Source organism: Ruegeria sp. AN11 (genome assembly GCF_056536005.1).
Genome location: NZ_JBQFJD010000001.1, coordinates 1,339,942 through 1,356,996 on the forward strand (window position 1 = coordinate 1,339,942; position 17,055 = coordinate 1,356,996).

General features: G+C 58.0%; 18 protein-coding genes and 1 pseudogene. 12 read left to right on the forward strand and 7 right to left on the reverse strand.

Going from position 1 to position 17,055, the window contains the following annotated elements:
- The first annotated feature begins 109 nt into the window (after nucleotides 1-109).
- Entirely contained in the window at nucleotides 110-799 is a 690-nt protein-coding gene (gene aqpZ, locus ACR3EQ_RS06585) for an aquaporin Z (protein WP_480490144.1), read from the forward strand.
- Nucleotides 800-820: 21 nt separating this feature from the next.
- Here aqpZ and ACR3EQ_RS06590 read toward each other — a convergent pair whose 3' ends face one another.
- The 3 genes from ACR3EQ_RS06590 to ACR3EQ_RS06600 form a co-directional block, all read right to left on the reverse strand.
- The gene (locus ACR3EQ_RS06590) at nucleotides 821-1,786 is read right to left on the reverse strand and encodes a DUF3179 domain-containing protein (RefSeq protein ID WP_480490145.1); all 966 of its coding nucleotides are present in this window, start codon (nucleotides 1,784-1,786) and stop codon (nucleotides 821-823) included.
- Between the two features lie 362 nt (nucleotides 1,787-2,148).
- Nucleotides 2,149-2,706, reverse strand: coding sequence for a peptidylprolyl isomerase (locus tag ACR3EQ_RS06595; protein WP_480490147.1), 558 nt, complete (start codon nucleotides 2,704-2,706; stop codon nucleotides 2,149-2,151).
- A complete protein-coding gene (locus tag ACR3EQ_RS06600; RefSeq protein ID WP_170610303.1) occupies nucleotides 2,699-3,205 on the reverse strand; it encodes a peptidylprolyl isomerase in 507 nt (168 codons plus the stop codon). Before ACR3EQ_RS06600 ends, ACR3EQ_RS06595 begins: the two co-directional genes overlap by 8 nt.
- Before the next feature lie 134 nt (nucleotides 3,206-3,339).
- Here ACR3EQ_RS06600 and ACR3EQ_RS06605 point away from each other — a divergent pair, with 134 nt between their 5' ends.
- The 7 genes from ACR3EQ_RS06605 to ACR3EQ_RS06635 all read left to right on the forward strand — a co-directional run bounded on the left by ACR3EQ_RS06605 (nucleotide 3,340) and on the right by ACR3EQ_RS06635 (nucleotide 9,740).
- Nucleotides 3,340-4,530 carry a phosphoglycerate kinase gene (locus tag ACR3EQ_RS06605; protein ID WP_170610301.1) on the forward strand — a complete coding sequence of 397 codons (1,191 nt, stop codon included), beginning with the start codon at nucleotides 3,340-3,342 and terminating at the stop codon, nucleotides 4,528-4,530.
- Nucleotides 4,531-4,599: 69 nt separating this feature from the next.
- On the forward strand, nucleotides 4,600-4,944 hold the full coding sequence (locus ACR3EQ_RS06610; RefSeq protein WP_170610298.1) for a lysozyme inhibitor LprI family protein: 345 nt from the start codon (nucleotides 4,600-4,602) through the stop codon (nucleotides 4,942-4,944).
- Nucleotides 4,945-5,076: 132 nt separating this feature from the next.
- Entirely contained in the window at nucleotides 5,077-5,376 is a 300-nt protein-coding gene (locus ACR3EQ_RS06615; protein WP_170610294.1) for a septum formation initiator family protein, read from the forward strand.
- 180 nt (nucleotides 5,377-5,556) lie between these two features.
- The gene (pdhA, locus tag ACR3EQ_RS06620) at nucleotides 5,557-6,546 is read left to right on the forward strand and encodes a pyruvate dehydrogenase (acetyl-transferring) E1 component subunit alpha (protein WP_170610291.1); all 990 of its coding nucleotides are present in this window, start codon (nucleotides 5,557-5,559) and stop codon (nucleotides 6,544-6,546) included.
- 15 nt (nucleotides 6,547-6,561) lie between these two features.
- On the forward strand, nucleotides 6,562-7,932 hold the full coding sequence (locus tag ACR3EQ_RS06625; protein ID WP_480490150.1) for a pyruvate dehydrogenase complex E1 component subunit beta: 1,371 nt from the start codon (nucleotides 6,562-6,564) through the stop codon (nucleotides 7,930-7,932).
- A 3-nt stretch (nucleotides 7,933-7,935) separates the two neighbouring features.
- Complete coding sequence (locus ACR3EQ_RS06630) at nucleotides 7,936-8,421, forward strand: hypothetical protein (protein WP_170610286.1); 486 nt, start codon at nucleotides 7,936-7,938, stop codon at nucleotides 8,419-8,421.
- A 14-nt stretch (nucleotides 8,422-8,435) separates the two neighbouring features.
- Nucleotides 8,436-9,740 (forward strand): pyruvate dehydrogenase complex dihydrolipoamide acetyltransferase, encoded by a 1,305-nt coding sequence (locus ACR3EQ_RS06635; protein WP_480490153.1) that lies wholly within the window; start codon nucleotides 8,436-8,438, stop codon nucleotides 9,738-9,740.
- A 397-nt stretch (nucleotides 9,741-10,137) separates the two neighbouring features.
- On the opposite strand, the gene cysE is transcribed toward ACR3EQ_RS06635, so the two are convergent.
- The gene (gene cysE, locus ACR3EQ_RS06640) at nucleotides 10,138-10,947 is read right to left on the reverse strand and encodes a serine O-acetyltransferase (protein ID WP_170610280.1); all 810 of its coding nucleotides are present in this window, start codon (nucleotides 10,945-10,947) and stop codon (nucleotides 10,138-10,140) included.
- Between the two features lie 84 nt (nucleotides 10,948-11,031).
- Here cysE and ACR3EQ_RS06645 point away from each other — a divergent pair, with 84 nt between their 5' ends.
- On the forward strand, nucleotides 11,032-11,370 hold the full coding sequence (locus ACR3EQ_RS06645) for a TraR/DksA C4-type zinc finger protein (RefSeq protein ID WP_170619146.1): 339 nt from the start codon (nucleotides 11,032-11,034) through the stop codon (nucleotides 11,368-11,370).
- Here the strand turns inward: ACR3EQ_RS06645 and ACR3EQ_RS06650 are convergent.
- The 3 genes and pseudogenes from ACR3EQ_RS06650 to ACR3EQ_RS06660 form a co-directional block, all read right to left on the reverse strand.
- Nucleotides 11,351-11,647, reverse strand: coding sequence for a DUF7742 family protein (locus tag ACR3EQ_RS06650; RefSeq protein WP_170619145.1), 297 nt, complete (start codon nucleotides 11,645-11,647; stop codon nucleotides 11,351-11,353). The two genes, ACR3EQ_RS06645 and ACR3EQ_RS06650, sit on opposite strands and share 20 nt — an antisense overlap.
- An 8-nt stretch (nucleotides 11,648-11,655) precedes the next feature.
- Nucleotides 11,656-13,263 (reverse strand): annotated as a pseudogene (locus ACR3EQ_RS06655) (phage tail protein).
- 492 nt (nucleotides 13,264-13,755) lie between these two features.
- A complete protein-coding gene (locus ACR3EQ_RS06660) occupies nucleotides 13,756-14,214 on the reverse strand; it encodes an Lrp/AsnC family transcriptional regulator (protein ID WP_170610932.1) in 459 nt (152 codons plus the stop codon).
- A 115-nt stretch (nucleotides 14,215-14,329) separates the two neighbouring features.
- Here ACR3EQ_RS06660 and phhA point away from each other — a divergent pair, with 115 nt between their 5' ends.
- The 3 genes from phhA to ACR3EQ_RS06675 all read left to right on the forward strand — a co-directional run bounded on the left by phhA (nucleotide 14,330) and on the right by ACR3EQ_RS06675 (nucleotide 17,037).
- A complete protein-coding gene (gene phhA, locus ACR3EQ_RS06665) occupies nucleotides 14,330-15,130 on the forward strand; it encodes a phenylalanine 4-monooxygenase (protein ID WP_170610269.1) in 801 nt (266 codons plus the stop codon).
- Nucleotides 15,131-15,136: 6 nt separating this feature from the next.
- Nucleotides 15,137-15,475 (forward strand): 4a-hydroxytetrahydrobiopterin dehydratase, encoded by a 339-nt coding sequence (locus tag ACR3EQ_RS06670; RefSeq protein WP_170610266.1) that lies wholly within the window; start codon nucleotides 15,137-15,139, stop codon nucleotides 15,473-15,475.
- Nucleotides 15,476-15,774: 299 nt separating this feature from the next.
- Entirely contained in the window at nucleotides 15,775-17,037 is a 1,263-nt protein-coding gene (locus ACR3EQ_RS06675; RefSeq protein WP_170610928.1) for a DEAD/DEAH box helicase, read from the forward strand.
- The last annotated feature ends 18 nt before the right edge of the window (nucleotides 17,038-17,055 follow it).

The following is a 17,055-nucleotide window of genomic DNA, read 5'->3' on the forward strand; positions in this document are numbered from 1 at the left end:
GTCTGTTGAGTGCGGCCCGTTTTCGCAAAAAAGCTCTCCGATTTCATTAGTTTCACAAAACGTGTTTTTTGAATTAACCTGAAAATCATTGTTTTCTGGAGGACTTTTGATGTCATCAAAACTAATGGCAGAGTTTTTCGGCACCTTCTGGTTGGTGCTGGGCGGGTGCGGCAGTGCGGTACTTGCTGCAGGTGTAGCTGATGTTGGTATTGGCTGGCTGGGCGTTTCGTTTGCGTTCGGCCTGACCGTGCTGACAATGGCCTATACGGTCGGGCATATTTCAGGCGGACATTTCAACCCTGCCGTCAGCCTGGGGCTTATGATTGGCGGGCGGTTTCCGGCCAAGGATCTGTTGCCCTACTGGGGCGCGCAAGTGGTTGGCGCGATTGTTGCGGCGATTGTTCTGTATATGATCGTCAGCGGTGCACCCGGTTTTGAAGGCGTGGGCGGGTTTGCATCGAACGGGTACGGTGATGCATCGCCCGAAGGGTATTCGATGATGTCCGCACTGGTCATCGAGATCGTTCTGACGGCGTTCTTCATTCTGATCATTCTGGGTGCGACGTCTGCCGGCGCGCCTGCGGGTTTTGCCCCGATTGCCATCGGTCTGAGCCTGACTCTTATCCACCTGATCTCGATCCCGGTCACGAATACGTCGGTCAACCCGGCGCGGTCGACTGGTGTGGCGCTGTTTGCGGATGGTCCGGCGCTGGCGCAGCTGTGGCTGTTCTGGGTCGCGCCGCTGATCGGGGCCGCGATCGGAGCGGTAATCTGGAAAGTAATGTCCCCGGAAGACTAGGGTGAATTCTGTCGGAGGCCGTTAAGGGCGGCCTCCGACCATCCATTGCCCGTTCGGCCAGAAGGCATGAAAGGCAAAGGCAAACATGACATCGTGGAAAACGTCCCTGCCCTTGTCATCCCGCACGCGGATCGATCCGATATCACGCCCTTTTGCTATCCGTCCCGTGTCCAGCGCCGAGGCCTGACCCGGTGACCACCGTATCGTCAGCCCCGCTTCCTGCACTTCATGTTCTTCGTTCAGGCGCGTCAGTGGCCACGCCCTGTCCCCCACACGCACGACCCGTTCAAGCGGTGGGATTCCGTTCGGCGGGTCTTGTCCGGAGTACAGAAACGGTCGACGCGACGTGTCATAGCCCCGATAGGGGTTGCGCCCATAGTCGCGGTTGTAGGCGGGTTCAGCCATCACCAGCCCGTCGGGATTGCGGGCGCTGAAATCGGCCCAGCTTTCCATCCAAACCGGCAAAGTCCTGAGTTCGCGACCTGTCATGCGTCCGACAATGGCCTGACCCGTCGCCTGCTGCCACCAGCTTTGGGTTTCGCGGTCATACATCACCATATCGGAATGACGCAGTTTACCGGTAACGCCAAAACTCAACACACGATTGGACAAACGCCGATCAAACACGATGGCCGAGTTGCAAAGCGGACAAAATGTAACTGCGATGGGGGTGCTGCCGATAAGGTCGTTCACGATCTCATGCCACATCAGATAGCGGATTGGATAGGCGCGTGGCGCGGCTCCCGCCAGTTCCACAGTTATCACAGGTTCGACATCTGCAAGCGAGCCATTGGAAACGCGGACAAACCCGGGATCGTCCAATGCCGGAATCCCATCTTTCGGCGGACCCCCTGGCCGGATTTCCGACCAGTTCGCTATTGCGGATTTTCTGAAATCGGTCTCCGGCCATTCCGCACGCCATTCATCAGGATCGGCTCCTGCGGCCGTGGCCCACATCATCAACGCACATGTAAAGAGAACGCGCATCAGCCCACCTCTTGACGTTCTGACATGCTGACGCAGCTTTCCCCCTTGGACCAGACCGATACACGCAAAATTGAATGCACCGGATCGGGGTAAAGAAGCTTCCGCTGGCACCCAATTCTGTCGCCATCATCAGCCAAAATCATGGGCCGTCAGAACCGGCGCACCATTCAAGGAGGCTATCCTGACGGATTTTTCACAGGCAATCGCCGATGCGATCCCTGCTGCTGCAATGTTGACATTGAAAGATGTAAGCCACTTAGCTTCGTTTCAGACGCCGGAAGCTCATACCGTGCGATCCACGATTTTATCGATGGGTAGCGGAATGGGAAAACCCGGCGCGAAACAGCGCCGGGATTGAGGTATTACTCGGTCACGGTGACTTTTTTCATCACGTCAGGCTGCCCTATGACGGCCCCGTTCTGCCCTTCACCGCGTTTGATCGCATCAACAACATCCATGCCGTCCGTGACTTTTCCGACCACCGTGTACTGGCCGTCCAAAAACGGACCGGGCTCGAACATGATGAAGAATTGCGAGTTGGCGCTGTTGGGGTTATTACCCCGCGCCATGCCTACAACGCCACGATCGAACGCCACGTCCGAAAACTCGGCAGGCAGGTCCGGACGTTTGGAACCGCCGCGCCCGGCTAAACCCGCGTTGAACTCATCAGAGTTCTGATCGCCGAAATGCACGTCACCCGTCTGTGCCATGAACCCGTCAATCACGCGGTGGAAGATCACACCGTCATACTGACCTTCGCTGGCCAGCGCCGCGATCTGTTCAACATGTTTGGGGGCTACGTCGTCGAACAGTTCGATGGTGATGGTGCCATTGGCCCCTTGACCTTCGACTTCGATCTCAAGCCCGGTTGCCAGCGCCGGGCCGGCAATCAAAGCAAAAACTGCCGCCAGCTTATGCATCGGCCGCCACCTTTACGCTGACCATCCGGTCGGGGCTTGCAGGCGGCTCGCCGCGGGTGATGGCGTCGACATGCTCCATGCCTTCGATAACGCGGCCGTAAACGGTGTACTGGCCGTTCAGGAAATGATTGTCCTTGAAGTTGATGAAGAACTGCGAATTCGCCGAGTTCGGGTTCTGTGACCGGGCGGCACCCAGTGTTCCCCGGTCGTGGGGCAGTTTCGAGAATTCCGCCGGAACGTTCGGCAGGGACGAACCGCCAGTACCTGCCATGCGCAGGTTGAACCCGTCTTCCATGTCGCCATGCTGTACGTCGCCGGTTTGCGCCATGAAACCGTCGATCACACGGTGAAAGGCCACGTTGTCGTATTCGCCCGCACGCGCCAGTTCCTTCATCCGCTCACTGTGTTGGGGCGCCACGTCCGGCAGAAGCTCGATGACGACATTGCCATCCTTCAGTTCGATGATGATGGTGTTTTCGGGATCCTTGATCTCGGCCATTTGGCCCTCCTGTCGTTTATCTTGCGCAAATACCTATGATGCGGGCGCATGAATGCCAAGTGACGCATTGACCTGAATGCAAAATGCAGGAAAAGAACCGCCTAGATCGGTTCAAAAATGACGAGGATTGGGCGATGAGCTGGAAAACGCTGGACGATATGGACATGGGCGACAAACGGGTGCTGGTGCGCGTGGACATCAACGTTCCGGTCGTGGACGGCGTCGTGACCGATGCAACCCGTATTCAGCGGATCGTTCCGACCGTGCGCGATATCCTGAACGCAGGCGGTAAACCTATCCTGCTGGCCCATTTCGGACGCCCCGGCGGTGAACGCCGCGAGAGCCTGTCTCTGAAACAGCTGGTACCGACCCTGGAGGCTGCTTTTGGAGCCGAGGTTCTGTTTGCCGCCGATTGCGTCGGTGCCGAAGCCGAACTGGCCGCGCAGGAACTGAAGCCCGGTCAGGTGCTGCTGTTGGAAAACACCCGTTTCCATGCGGCAGAGACCAAGAACGATGTGGACCTGGCCGCAGGTATGGCACGCCTGGGTGATCTGTATTGCAACGACGCGTTTTCCGCCGCGCACCGCGCCCACAGCTCGACCGAGGCGCTTGCCCGTTTGCTTCCCGCTTGCGCCGGTCGTCTGATGCAGGCCGAACTTGAGGCGCTGGAAGGCGCCTTGGGTTCACCGAAACGCCCCGTCACTGCCGTTGTCGGTGGGGCCAAGGTATCGACCAAGCTGGAGTTGCTGGGCAATCTGATCGACAAGGTCGACTATCTGGTCATTGGCGGAGGTATGGCGAACACATTTCTTGTCGCCAAGGGCATTGATGTCGGGAAATCGCTGGCCGAAACCGCGATGAAGGACACGGCTGCGGAAATTCTGGCAAAGGCGGAGACGTCGGGCTGCACGATTGTCCTGCCCCGCGACATCGTGGTCGCCGAAAAGTTCGAAGCCCATGCTCCGCATCAGGTTCTGCCATCTGATGGATGCCCCCCGGAGGGTATGATCCTGGATGCCGGCCCCGAAAGTGTCGCGGCCATCACCGAAATCTTTGCGCAAAGCCAGACCCTGATCTGGAACGGCCCGCTGGGTGCTTTCGAGCTGGAACCCTTCGACGCTGCCACAAACGCCGCAGCGCTTAAAGCGGCTGCGCTGACCCGGTCGGGCAAGCTGATCTCGGTTGCTGGTGGGGGTGACACGGTTGCCGCCCTTAATGCGTCGGGGGCAGCCAGCGATTTCACCTACATCTCAACCGCCGGCGGCGCGTTTCTTGAGTGGATGGAAGGCAAAACCCTGCCCGGCGTCGCGGCATTGGAAGGCTAGTCGTAAAGACAAATTGGCTGCATTTCGCGCCTCATGATAAACTCTCCTTATTGATTTGGAGATTTTGTCATGAGGTACCTTGCCTGCCTGATCGTTGCATTGATCCCCGCCTATTCCGCCGCACAATCCAGTTGTGGCGGACAAACCCAACTCGACGCCAATTTCTGTGCCAAGGAAAAATGGGAAATCGCGGATCGCGAGTTGAACCGTATCTGGGCCGAAGTCAAACCGCTTGCCGATGCGCGTGGGAACGGTCAATCCCTGTTGAACGAACAGCGCGCCTGGCTGAAAGCGCGTGACGCGACTTGCGATCCGGAGCTGGCAAGCGATGGCAGCGCGGCGCCCATGTTCTATTGGGCCTGCATGGAGCAGCAAACTCTGACCCGCAATCAGGCGCTGGCGGCATGGCGCTGAGAAACCTAATTCGGCAATTCGCAAAAAAGTGCGAATCAAGGGATTCACAACGCGAATCGCCTGTGACATAGTGCGATCAGATGTCCGCAAAGGGCACGTTTTTGAGGCAGACTTCATACGGCGGTTAACAGAGTGTCCCGTTCCCATCGGCCCGGTTTGGGCTCAGTTTTGTTCTTCATGGTGGCTTTCATGCTGGGTGTCTATTTCACCTTCGCCGCCGTGCAGGGCGATTTTGGCCTGTTCAGACGGGTCGAGATTGCTGCGGAACGGGACGCTCTGTCGCGCGATCTGGCCCGGCTTGAGGCTGAGACCTCGCAAATGGAAAACCTGACCCGCCGTCTTTCGGACACTTACCTGGATCTTGATTTGCTGGACCAGCAGGCCCGTTCGGTTCTGGGTATGGTCCGCACGGATGAAATCGTCATTCACTGATCCCTGAGGTTTCAGATTTTTCATCGAAAAACCTTTGCCCGCAGTCTTTTAACGAAGACCGCAAGGCCAAGGATCGCGCATCCTGCCCCTGCGTTACTTTTACTCTCGCCAGATGCGGTCAAATGCTCTATGAGATAGTTTAACGCTAAACTATCTTGCCGAAAGGGGGAGATTGCCACAATGGCTGCGCGAAAAACCACAAAGAAACCAAACGTTTCTGCGGACGAACTCAAACTCTATTATCGCGAAATGTTGCTGATCCGCCGATTCGAGGAGAAGGCGGGACAACTATACGGTATGGGTCTGATCGGCGGATTTTGCCATTTGTACATCGGTCAGGAGGCCGTTGTGGTCGGTCTCGAAGCTGCTGCCGAAGAAGGCGACAAGCGCATCACCTCTTATCGTGATCATGGCCATATGCTGGCCTGCGGCATGGATCCCGGCGGCGTGATGGCCGAACTGACCGGGCGCGAGGGCGGCCTGTCCAAGGGCAAGGGCGGCTCGATGCACATGTTCTCGAAAGAGAAACATTTCTACGGCGGCCACGGCATCGTGGGCGCGCAGGTGCCATTGGGCGCGGGTCTGGCCTTTGCCGACAAGTACAAGGGCAACGGAAGGGTGACATTCACCTATTTCGGCGACGGAGCGGCGAACCAGGGTCAGGTGTATGAAACCTTCAACATGGCTGCCCTGTGGGATCTTCCCGTTGTCTTCGTGATCGAGAACAACCAGTACGCCATGGGCACCGCGCAAGCCCGCTCTACCTCGACCCAGGACATTTACGTTCGCGGAGAAGCCTTTGGCATTCCCGGCGAGATCGTCAACGGCATGGATGTTCTGGCCGTCAAGGAGGCCGGCGAAAAGGCCGTCGCCCACTGCCGCGCGGGCAAGGGTCCGTATATCCTTGAAGTCAAGACTTATCGCTACCGCGGCCACTCGATGTCTGACCCGGCCAAGTATCGCACACGGGAAGAAGTTCAGAAGGTCCGCGAGCAAAGCGACCCGATCGAACATGTGCGCGAGCTGCTGTTGTCCGGCAAACACGCGACAGAAGATGATCTGAAAGCAATCGACAAAGAGATCAAAGAGGTCGTCAACAAGGCCGCCGAATTCTCGAAAGAAAGCCCCGAGCCGTCGCTGGACGAGCTCTGGACCGACATCTACGCCTGAGAGGACGAATAAGACATGGCAACCGAAATTCTCATGCCCGCCCTTTCGCCCACGATGGAAGAGGGCACGCTGGCCAAATGGCTGGTCAAGGAAGGCGACACCGTTTCATCCGGCGACATCATGGCCGAGATCGAAACCGACAAGGCCACAATGGAGTTCGAAGCCGTCGACGAAGGCATCGTTGGCAAGATCCTGATCGAGGAAGGCACCGAAGGGGTCAAGGTGAACACTCCAATCGCCATTCTGGTTGAGGAAGGTGAAGACGCCTCGGCCCTGCCGTCGGCCGCGCCCGCTGCTGAAGTGGCGCCCGAGGCTGCCCCGGCGGCGGTCCCTGCTGCGGCTCCGGCTGCTGCACCGGCGGCACCGGTGGTGGATCTGTCCCCTGACTGGCCGGCAGATGCCGAAATGAAACCCCAAACCGTTCGCGAAGCCTTGCGCGACGCCATGGCCGAAGAAATGCGTGGCGATGAGGACGTTTACCTGATGGGCGAAGAAGTCGCCGAATATCAGGGCGCCTACAAAATCTCGCAGGGCCTGCTGGACGAATTCGGCAGCAAGCGTGTGATCGACACTCCGATCACCGAGCACGGGTTTGCCGGTATCGCGGTGGGTTCGGCCTTTGGTGGGTTGAAACCGATTGTCGAGTTCATGACCTTCAACTTCGCCATGCAGGCAATTGACCAGATCATCAACTCGGCCGCCAAGACACTTTACATGTCCGGCGGTCAGATGGGTTGTCCGATCGTGTTCCGTGGCCCGAACGGCGCAGCGGCACGCGTTGCAGCCCAACACAGCCAGGACTATGCGGCGTGGTACATGCAGGTGCCCGGCCTCAAGGTTGTCATGCCTTACTCTGCCGCTGACGCAAAAGGTCTGCTGAAGTCTGCCATCCGCGATCCCAACCCGGTCGTTTTCCTGGAAAACGAAATCCTGTATGGTCGCAGCTTTGACATGCCTCAGGTCGACGACCTGACCGTCCCGCTGGGCAAGGCCCGTATCTGGCGCGAAGGTTCCGACGTCACCATCGTCAGCTTCGGTATCGGCATGCAGTTCGCACTGGAAGCCGCCGACAAGCTGGCCGGAGAAGGTATCAACGCCGAAGTGATCGACCTGCGCACAATCCGCCCGATGGATACAGGCGCAATCATCAATTCCGTGATGAAGACCAATCGCCTGGTGACTGTCGAGGAAGGTTGGCCTCAAGGTTCGGTTGGCAGCTATATCTCATCCGTGGTGATGCAGGAGACGTTCGATTACCTCGACGCGCCGGTCATCAACTGCACCGGCAAGGATGTTCCGATGCCCTACGCTGCAAACCTGGAAAAACTGGCGCTCGTGACCACCGATGAGGTGATCGCAGCCGTCAAACAAGTGACGTACCGCTAGGCGATGATTGCAAGGAACGCAGATTATCCTTCGGGAGCAGATTGGCTTTTCGAAAGCCTCGATGCCGCACGAAAGGACAACAACCGCAATCTGCTTTATGTTTGCGCAGCGTTCCTTGCCGTTTCCTTCATCAGCATAGCTTTGAATCTGGAAGGCCTGAACGGGATCGAGTTTCAGTTTTCCTTTATCGTTGGAAGTCTGACCGACGCCTGGCCTATCCGGGCAATGCTGAGCGTTGCCTGTATCGTTTCGTATGCTTCCGTCATCTACATCGTGCTCGAGCAGCAGCGCTTGCAGCTTGGCATGGATTACCTGGCGGTTTTGGATCACAGCGACGCGGCGGCACTGGGGAACTTCACTGAGTGGCTGAAGACAAACCACCCGCATGTGTCGCGCGCGCGTTCCATGGTGATCGGTGTGTTCGTCACCTTTTGTGCCGCCATTTTGCTTATCGACATCGCAACGCTGATCTACTCATTCTCGAAGTAAGAGGACATGAAGACATGCCCACCGAAATTCTGATGCCCGCCCTTTCACCCACCATGGAGGAAGGAACACTTGCCAAATGGCTGGTCAAGGAAGGCGACACCGTCGCCTCGGGTGACCTGCTGGCCGAGATCGAAACCGACAAGGCCACGATGGAGTTCGAGGCCGTCGATGAAGGTGTTGTTGGTAAGATCCTGATCCCGGAAGGCACCGAAGGGGTCAAGGTCAACACCGCTATTGCGGTTCTTCTGGACGATGGCGAAAGCGCCGATGATATCGCGGCCGCACCTGCCGCTGCTCCAGCGGCTGCGCCTGCAGCCGCCGCGGGCAACGAGGCTGCCGCGCCCGCGGCACCCGAGGCGCCGGCCCCTGCCCCGGCTGCTCCGGCCAAAGCCGATGGCGGACGCATCTTTGCATCACCTCTGGCCAGACGCATCGCGGCGCAGAAAGGCCTGGATCTTGCGCAATTGTCCGGATCGGGTCCCCATGGCCGTATCGTCAAGGCAGATGTGGAAGGCGCGACAGCAACCGCACCTGCTGCGGCACCCACCGCAGCCGCGTCAGCACCTGCAGCGGCGGCGGCTCCAACTGGCCCATCCGCCGATATGGTTGCCCGCATGTACGAGGGTCGTGAATACGAAGAGATCAAACTCGACGGGATGCGCAAGACCATCGCCGCGCGTCTGGGTGAAGCTAAACAGACCATCCCGCATTTCTATCTGCGCCGCGACATCAAGCTGGATGCACTGCTCAAGTTCCGCAGCCAGTTGAACAAACAACTGGAGGGCCGTGGCGTAAAGCTGAGCGTCAACGACTTCATCATCAAGGCCGTCGCCAACGCGCTGCAACAGGTCCCGGAATGCAACGCCGTCTGGGCGGGCGATCGGGTGCTGCAACTGAGGCCGTCGGATGTCGCCGTTGCGGTTGCAATCGAAGGCGGCCTGTTCACCCCAGTTCTACAGGACGCCGACACCAAATCGCTTTCTGCGCTGTCAACCGAGATGAAGGACCTCGCCGGTCGTGCCCGTGAACGCAAGCTGGCACCGCATGAATATCAGGGCGGTACATTCGCGGTTTCGAACCTCGGCATGTTTGGTATCGACAATTTCGACGCCATCGTGAACCCGCCCCATGCAGGTATTCTGGCCGTTGGTACAGGGTTGAAGAAGCCGGTCGTGGGTGAAGATGGCGAACTGACGGTCGCCACGGTCATGTCGGTCACAATGTCGGTTGATCACCGGGTCATTGACGGCGCGCTTGGCGCACAGTTGCTGCAAGCCATCGTGGACAATCTTGAAAACCCGATGGTCATGCTGGCCTGAAACAAGACAACAGCCTCGCCGCATCCTTGATCCGGCGAGGTTTTGCCCCTTGTTCAGGATGTGAGAAGGCGAGATCACCATCGGCTTTGTTCAGAAAGATCGGCGTCTCGCATCTCATTGCGCATGGCTCCTTTACCTGTCGGAGTGCAATGACCTCTGCGAAATCAGTCAGAATTTTGCTGATGCTCATTTTTGCTGGCGACAGCACTTCCAGCGCCATTAAGGGCCAAGCCCAACAGCTACCCGCGCGAAAATTCCCGTTTCAGTTCATCTGATCCTGCTGTATTCGCAAGACAGAAAACGGCGCGATAGTTTGATCAAAGAGCGCAAGAAGCGATGGGGAGAAAGAAGGTGCGAGCGGTCGGAGAAAATGAACAACCGCTCGAACTGATTTGCCTTACTGGTCTTTGCCCAGCATGTGGTCCATCGAGATCGACGGCTGATCACAGCCCGCCTCACCCACGATCTTGGCAGGAATGCCCGCCACGGTCTTGCAAGGCGGAACCTCCTGCAGCACCACCGATCCGGCGGCTATGCGACTGCAGTTACCGACCTTGATATTGCCAAGCACTTTGGCCCCGGCCCCAATCAGAACACCGTTTCCGATCTTCGGATGGCGCTGTTCTTCTTCCTTGCCGGTTCCGCCAAGCGTCACAGAATGCAGCATCGAGACGTTATCACCGACAACGGCGGTTTCCCCGATCACGATGGAGTGTGCGTGATCGATCATGATGCCTTTTCCGATCTGCGCTGCCGGGTGAATGTCGATCCCAAAGATCTCGGACGAACGCATCTGGAAGAAATAAGCCAAGTCATGACGGCCCTTGCGCCACAGCCAATGCGCGACACGATACGCCTGCATCGCCTGATAGCCTTTGAAATACAAAATGGGCTGCAACAAGCGGTGGCAGGCCGGGTCGCGTTCGTAGACGGCCATCAGGTCTGCCCGCGCTGCTTCTATCAATCCGTGGTCGTCGGCATAGGCCTCGTCCACGATCTCGCGCAGAACCATCATCGACATCTCGTTCGAACACAGCTTGGCCGCCACCCGATACGACAGCGCACGTTCAAGGCTGCGGTGATGGAGGATACACGCGTGCACCAACCCGCCCATCAGTGGCTCTTTTTCAACAGCCGCGTGCGCCTCGGCCGTGATCCGATCCCAGACCGGATCCATGTTTCTCACTTTGGTGCGCGTTTCAAACATAGCTATTGATCCCTTGCTGCGCCTAGAATGCCATTTAGTTGTAAAAACACCAAACGCAAACCCTTGATCCGCAGTGTAACGAAAATGAATGAGTCCGAACTGGCCGATTTCGAAACACAAATTCGCGACCGATTGCGCGAACTGGCCGCGCAATCAGAGGCGGGCAAAGACGCCCAGGCGATTGTTCAGTTGGATCAACAGGCCGTGGGGCGCCTCAGCCGAATGGATGCGCTGCAAAATCAGGCCATGGCCAAGGCGCAGCAAGCAAACCGGGATCTTGAGGCGCGCCGATTGCAAGCGGCCCTGACACGGATCGGCGATGGTGAGTTCGGATATTGCGAGGATTGCGGCGATGAAATCCCGCGCGGGCGACTGGACCTTGATCCGGCGGCTGGAAAATGTGTCAGCTGTGCGTCCGGCTAACCAGAAAACGGATCAGTTGGCTCAGAACCATCTCAAAGCACTGGCAATATTGAATATCTCCAAAGTCCGATTCATCCGCCAGCCGACGGCTGCGCGCAGCGGCCATCAACGATCCGTTGCCGAATATCGGATGCAGATCGCCGGTTCGCCTGACATGTTGATCGGCCAGCTCAGCCTCAGCAATCAACAGGGCGCATAGTTTCTGACGCTCCCACTGCGGCGCGGCCAACAAGGCCCGCGCCGCAGCACTGACATCTCCATGAAGAACAGGACGCACGGATTTACCTATCCAACCAGAAGCCTGGCAAACAAGCCCGCGCCGAAAACGGCCGAGGCTTGCGCCACCTCGACACTATATGGGCTGCTGACGCCGTCGGTTGATTTCATCGCCGCGGAATAGTGCCACTGCGGAGTGTCGGTCAGGTCTTCCCGCAAGACCGCAGCGCCGGACCGAACCCGAACCAGATAGGATTCGCTTTCCTCACCCAGCGGCACATCCAGCCCTGACCAATCATCGCCATCAATACGTGTGCGCCGCACCCACGAGATCATGTCACCGCCTTGGGATTGGGCTGCTTTGAGATGCGCCGGTGCATATGGCCGCAAGCCGTTTCCGTCGAAAGCCTGAATCTGATGCACAAAAGACGCGTCGTCATGCCCCCGTGTTGCGGGCCCGATGCGATAATGCCTGGCGACCCGGCGCTCTGATCGTGACTGGCTGGTCTGATAAATATGATCGTTCAGCATCACGAACAAAGATCCTTCCGGCCAGGCGTCCGGCATTAGGGCGTCGGTTCCCACCTGCCCACGCAACCGTCCTGAAAGCGCATATGTGTCGACCTCCTGCATTTCTGCCGTCGCGAACTGAAAAACCTCTCAGTTCCCCGGTGTGCCGTCACCAATTGCTGCCAAATTTGCACCGTTGAGCAATGCCTGACGCGGCCGCGATTCCAACACCCCGTCGATCAACTTCACCCGCAGCGGCGCACCCTCGTCCCAGATACCCGGGGTGGCCCGCATCAAAGGGCCCTCGGTCACTCCGATAATCGCCTGCCCCGGGATCAGACCGCTCAATGCGTAACCTTCATCATCCGACGCCGAATAGACCGCTACATTTCCTGGCCACGGTTTCGCAGATACGGCCAGATATGGCGCGTGTGGCACCTCGGATCCTGTAAGCAATGGCAGATCCATAAACACCGGCAGAACCGGTACCGGAGCGACATGGGGTTTTTCAGTTACCTTATCATCAGGCAAATCAGACGGCGTGTAGACGCCCGGTTCGACCCTTACCGCATCCACAATCTGAAGCTCTGCCTGTTCCAGCCGGTCGATCCGGTACAGCGCGCCCTGTCCGTTCGAGGGCAACCGGACGACATCGCCCGCCCCCAGATGCATCATCGAAGGCGGTAGCGCAAAGCGGGCTGTCTCACGCGACACGCGCGCTTCGCTCAGCCATCGTTCGGCGGTCTGGCGTCCCTCGGCCCGCGTCATTGACAGGGGCATCTCGTTGACCGACACGGAATGGGTGCTGTCATCGGGCAGGATCGCCTCCTCGGCGACAACATCGTGATCGGCATCGGATTGCACAAATCGCAATCGGACACGGCCGGTCATTTCAGCCTCGGCTTCGCGGCGATGTTCGATGTCTCCGCTAACCTCTTCACTCTGCGCCAATTGATCAGATGACAGATCAACAGGCCGCCGACCGTCACGCATCCGGAAAACAAGCATGCCGTCACGCTCGATTGCGTCGAAACCGTAGCGTAACATCAGGGGCTGCAACGCGGAACGCGCATCGGAAACATCTTCGACCGCGTAACCGCGCGCGACGCCATATAGCTCGGACACATCGATCTCGCGAACACCGGCTCCATAACAGATCTCTGTCACGACGGATGCAAGTGTATCCTCCTTGGGCAATCCCGGCTTGTCTGTGATGTTGTTCGACAAAGCTTGTCTCCACTTTTTGGCAACTTCGGATCAGCCCCTCTAACTGCCCGAGTTGTTTTGCTGTACCAGCAAGATCTGCATCCTCCCCGGCTCCGATTTGCCTGCGCAGTTCTTCCGCTGCCTGGCGCAAACCGCGCATGGACGTCTCGAGCGACTGCAAAAGTTCAGCCGTTTGGGACATCCGCTCTTCCGGGGTAATCAAAGTCATGTTTGCCTGTGACCTCATGCGAGAGTTTTTCCGCACGAGAGAAACGAAAAACGGCCACCGGGTTGCCCCGGGGCCGTTGCCCACTTCTTCTAGCATGACACAACTTATACGCGATAAAGGCCGCACAGTCAAGGCTTCGCGCAACGTCGGCGCAACAGGCATCGTGACAAAATTATTAATGATTTCTTTCGCCTACCGGGCAACCTTCAACCTTTGTCGAACAATCAACGCAAAGGCAAAGGCGCCCGTGTTTTGTTTTGACGCAGCACGAAATTGCTCCGGGTATCGCGAACCAGCCCGGACTTCAGAAGACGCTGCATGATAAAGCCCTCAAGGTCCTCCGGTGTTCGTGCATACACTTTCAGAATAAAATCATGGTCCCCGGTGATGGACGCGCATTCCACTATCTGCGGTTCAGTCTCCACCAAACGCAGGAATGACTTGATGCTGTCCTCGTGATGATCTCGCAGCGCAACATGGACATAAGCGATCGCATTCAACCCGATTTCCTTGGCCCTGAGCTGCGCCCCATAGCCGGCAATAACGCCCGACGCTTCCAGATCACGCACCCGCCGCCAGCATTGCGAGGCCGACAACCCGGTTCGCTCTGCCAGATCCTGCATCGACAACCGGCCGTTCAGCTGCAATTCCCGCAAAACCGCAATATCCGCATCATGAAGCATATGTTTCACAATTTCCTTTCTGGGCGTCCATACATTTCAAAATAGCAATCCAATTGCCTCTTTCCAGACATTTATTTCAACCTGAAGGGCTACAATTGTTTCAGGAGGATACATCATGCCCAAATCAACCAGCTACGTCGCGAAAATACCCGACAGCCGCGGCCACATAGTCTACACGGATGAAGAGAACGCGGTTTGGGCCGATCTCTATGCCGCGCAAGCGCCAAATGTTCAGCGCTACATGGCGCGCGAATACCTGGACGGGCTGGCACGCCTCGATCTTCCCAAAACAACCGTACCGTCTTGCGCGGACATCTCCGAGCGTCTGCTGGATCTGACCGGCTGGCGGGTACAGCCGGTTCCGGCCCTCATCGGGTTCAAGACTTTCTTCGGCATGCTGGCGGATCGAACTTTCCCTGCGGCATCCTTCATTCGCTCACGTGAAGATTTTGACTATATTGAAGAGCCCGACATTTTTCATGAAATCTTCGGCCATACTCCGTTGCTGAGTGATCCGCGTTTTGCGGCGTTCAGCCATGCTATCGGTAAAGCCGGGCAACAGGCGGGACCGAACGACTACGCCTGGCTGATCCGGCTATACTGGTTCACAATCGAATTTGGGCTGCGTCGCCAGGAAGGTGGTATCAAAGCGCTGGGATCAGGATTGGCTTCCTCGCCCACCGAACTTGTATACGCCGTGAACAGCGACATACCAGATCGGGACCCGTTTGATGCCCTGACGATCCTGCGCACTCCTTATCGGATCGATATGCACCAGATGGGGTATTTTGTGCTAAACGATCCAGAGGACCTGTTCGAAGCGGCCGAGCGCAACCTTCTAGCCGACGTCCACCGCGCCCAGTCTCTCGGTCTGCTGCCGAACAAGTTCCCTGAAAAAACAACCGCTGCCGAGTGATCCACAATGACACAGAAACTAGCAGATCAAACATGCGTCCCTTGTTCCGGCGGCATACCGCCGCTGACCGCGCAAGACGCCAAGTCGCATCTCAAGGCCCTCAGCCCGGACTGGCAGCTTGATTCCGAAACCAAAACACTGACGCGACGCTTTAAGTTCAAGGGATTTGCCAAGGCGACCTATCTGGCCAATCTTTGCGCATGGCTCGCCGATCAGCAGGGGCATCACCCCGATATCAGTTTCGGCTATGGTTACGTAGTGGTCCGGCTCACCACGCATGAGATCGGCGGCCTCAGTGACAATGACTTCATCTGGGCCGCAAAACTGGACGCTCTGACGGCGTAGCACGATAACCACCCCAAACAAGCGCTTGCATTCAGCAACGCTTGACAATTGCGCTTATAACCCTCATGTGCCGCTCAACACAGCGCTGACGCGTGAGCATCGGCAGGCTCGTAGCCTGCCTAAAGCGCTCCTACCCTCCAGTTCCCCTTCACGCAGGGTTCTTGATGCGATGGCCGGATGGCGCAGGACCCGCCTGCCCGTCCTGAGGTCTCGCTAAACCCTGCCGGTCGCGCAAGTTGCGTGGCCAGAATTTCATGTTCGCGGCCAACCCGGCTTTGCGGACCAAAAAGGAATACGATTTGTTCGACTTCGACATGCTGGGTCTTGCACCCGCTCTGAATGACGCCCTGAAAAACGCGCAACTTACCCAACCCACCCCCATCCAGAACCAGGCCATTCCGCTTGCGCTTCAGGGACACGATATTCTAGGTCTGGCCCAGACCGGTACAGGTAAAACGCTGGCCTTCGGCCTGCCGCTGATTGACCACCTTCTGGCCCAGCCAGGCAAGCCGGCCCCCAAAACGGCAAAGGCACTGATCCTGGCCCCTACCCGCGAACTGGTCAATCAGATCGCCGAAAGCCTGCGTAATCTGACCAGAAAAACCAAACTGCGCGTAGCGACCGTTGTTGGTGGCCAGTCCATCAACAAGCAGATCTCGTTCCTGTCGCGCGGCACCGACATACTCGTGGCAACGCCCGGACGCCTGATCGACCTGATGGATCGCGGCGCCGTCGATCTGGGCGCCGTCCGGCATCTTGTGCTGGACGAAGCCGATCAGATGCTGGACATGGGCTTCATCCACGCCCTGCGCCGCATTGCGCCGCATCTGGGCAGCCCGCGCCAGACCATGCTGTTCTCGGCCACGATGCCCAAGCAGATGGAGGAACTCAGCCGCGCCTATCTGACCAACCCGCAAAGGGTGCAGGTTTCGCCACCGGGCAAAGCTGCGGACAAGATCACTCAATCCATCCACTTCATCGACAAGCCCGGAAAGCCCGGCAAACTGCGCGACATCCTTTCAGCCGACCCCGAGGCGCTGACGCTTGTGTTTTCCCGCACCAAACATGGCGCAGAAAAGCTGATGAAGGGGCTGGTCGCAGACGGTTTCAACGCGGCATCAATCCATGGCAACAAAAGCCAGGGACAACGCGACCGCGCCATCAAGGCGTTTCGCACGGGCGAGATCAAGATTCTTGTGGCGACAGACGTGGCCGCACGTGGGATCGACATCCCCGGCGTTGCCTATGTGATCAACTACGACCTGCCCGAGGTGCCCGACAATTATGTCCACCGCATCGGGCGGACGGCCCGTGCCGGGCGCGAAGGTGAAGCCATTGCGTTTTGCGCACCGGAAGAAGTCGATCTGCTGCGGCAAATTCAAAAGCTGATGAAGATTGAAATTCCCGTCGCCAGCGGCGCGTTGCCTGAAGCAGCCGAGCCTCAGAAACCTGCGCGCCGTCAGGGCAATCGTCGCAGAGGTTCCAAACCGCATGCGGGTTCCGGAAACTCGAATTCCGCCCCTTCCAAACGGCGCAGACAGCGCCGACGCCCGGCGGCCTGATCGCACAACAACAATGGC

What these genes read in the sequence shown, in the direction of transcription:
- ACR3EQ_RS06660 (WP_170610932.1), bottom strand. Translation starts at nt 14,214, where the DNA reads ATGCTTCATGATGCGGATATTGCGGTTTTGCGGGAATTGCAGCTGAAC.
- ACR3EQ_RS06670 (WP_170610266.1), top strand. Translation starts at nt 15,137, where the DNA reads ATGACACAGAAACTAGCAGATCAAACATGCGTCCCTTGTTCCGGCGGC.
- ACR3EQ_RS06595 (WP_480490147.1), bottom strand. Translation starts at nt 2,706, where the DNA reads ATGCATAAGCTGGCGGCAGTTTTTGCTTTGATTGCCGGCCCGGCGCTG.
- ACR3EQ_RS06610 (WP_170610298.1), top strand. Translation starts at nt 4,600, where the DNA reads ATGAGGTACCTTGCCTGCCTGATCGTTGCATTGATCCCCGCCTATTCC.
- ACR3EQ_RS06590 (WP_480490145.1), bottom strand. Translation starts at nt 1,786, where the DNA reads ATGCGCGTTCTCTTTACATGTGCGTTGATGATGTGGGCCACGGCCGCA.
- ACR3EQ_RS06625 (WP_480490150.1), top strand. Translation starts at nt 6,562, where the DNA reads ATGGCAACCGAAATTCTCATGCCCGCCCTTTCGCCCACGATGGAAGAG.
- pdhA (WP_170610291.1), top strand. Translation starts at nt 5,557, where the DNA reads ATGGCTGCGCGAAAAACCACAAAGAAACCAAACGTTTCTGCGGACGAA.
- ACR3EQ_RS06635 (WP_480490153.1), top strand. Translation starts at nt 8,436, where the DNA reads ATGCCCACCGAAATTCTGATGCCCGCCCTTTCACCCACCATGGAGGAA.
- ACR3EQ_RS06630 (WP_170610286.1), top strand. Translation starts at nt 7,936, where the DNA reads ATGATTGCAAGGAACGCAGATTATCCTTCGGGAGCAGATTGGCTTTTC.
- ACR3EQ_RS06645 (WP_170619146.1), top strand. Translation starts at nt 11,032, where the DNA reads ATGAATGAGTCCGAACTGGCCGATTTCGAAACACAAATTCGCGACCGA.
- ACR3EQ_RS06605 (WP_170610301.1), top strand. Translation starts at nt 3,340, where the DNA reads ATGAGCTGGAAAACGCTGGACGATATGGACATGGGCGACAAACGGGTG.
- cysE (WP_170610280.1), bottom strand. Translation starts at nt 10,947, where the DNA reads ATGTTTGAAACGCGCACCAAAGTGAGAAACATGGATCCGGTCTGGGAT.
- aqpZ (WP_480490144.1), top strand. Translation starts at nt 110, where the DNA reads ATGTCATCAAAACTAATGGCAGAGTTTTTCGGCACCTTCTGGTTGGTG.
- ACR3EQ_RS06600 (WP_170610303.1), bottom strand. Translation starts at nt 3,205, where the DNA reads ATGGCCGAGATCAAGGATCCCGAAAACACCATCATCATCGAACTGAAG.
- phhA (WP_170610269.1), top strand. Translation starts at nt 14,330, where the DNA reads ATGCCCAAATCAACCAGCTACGTCGCGAAAATACCCGACAGCCGCGGC.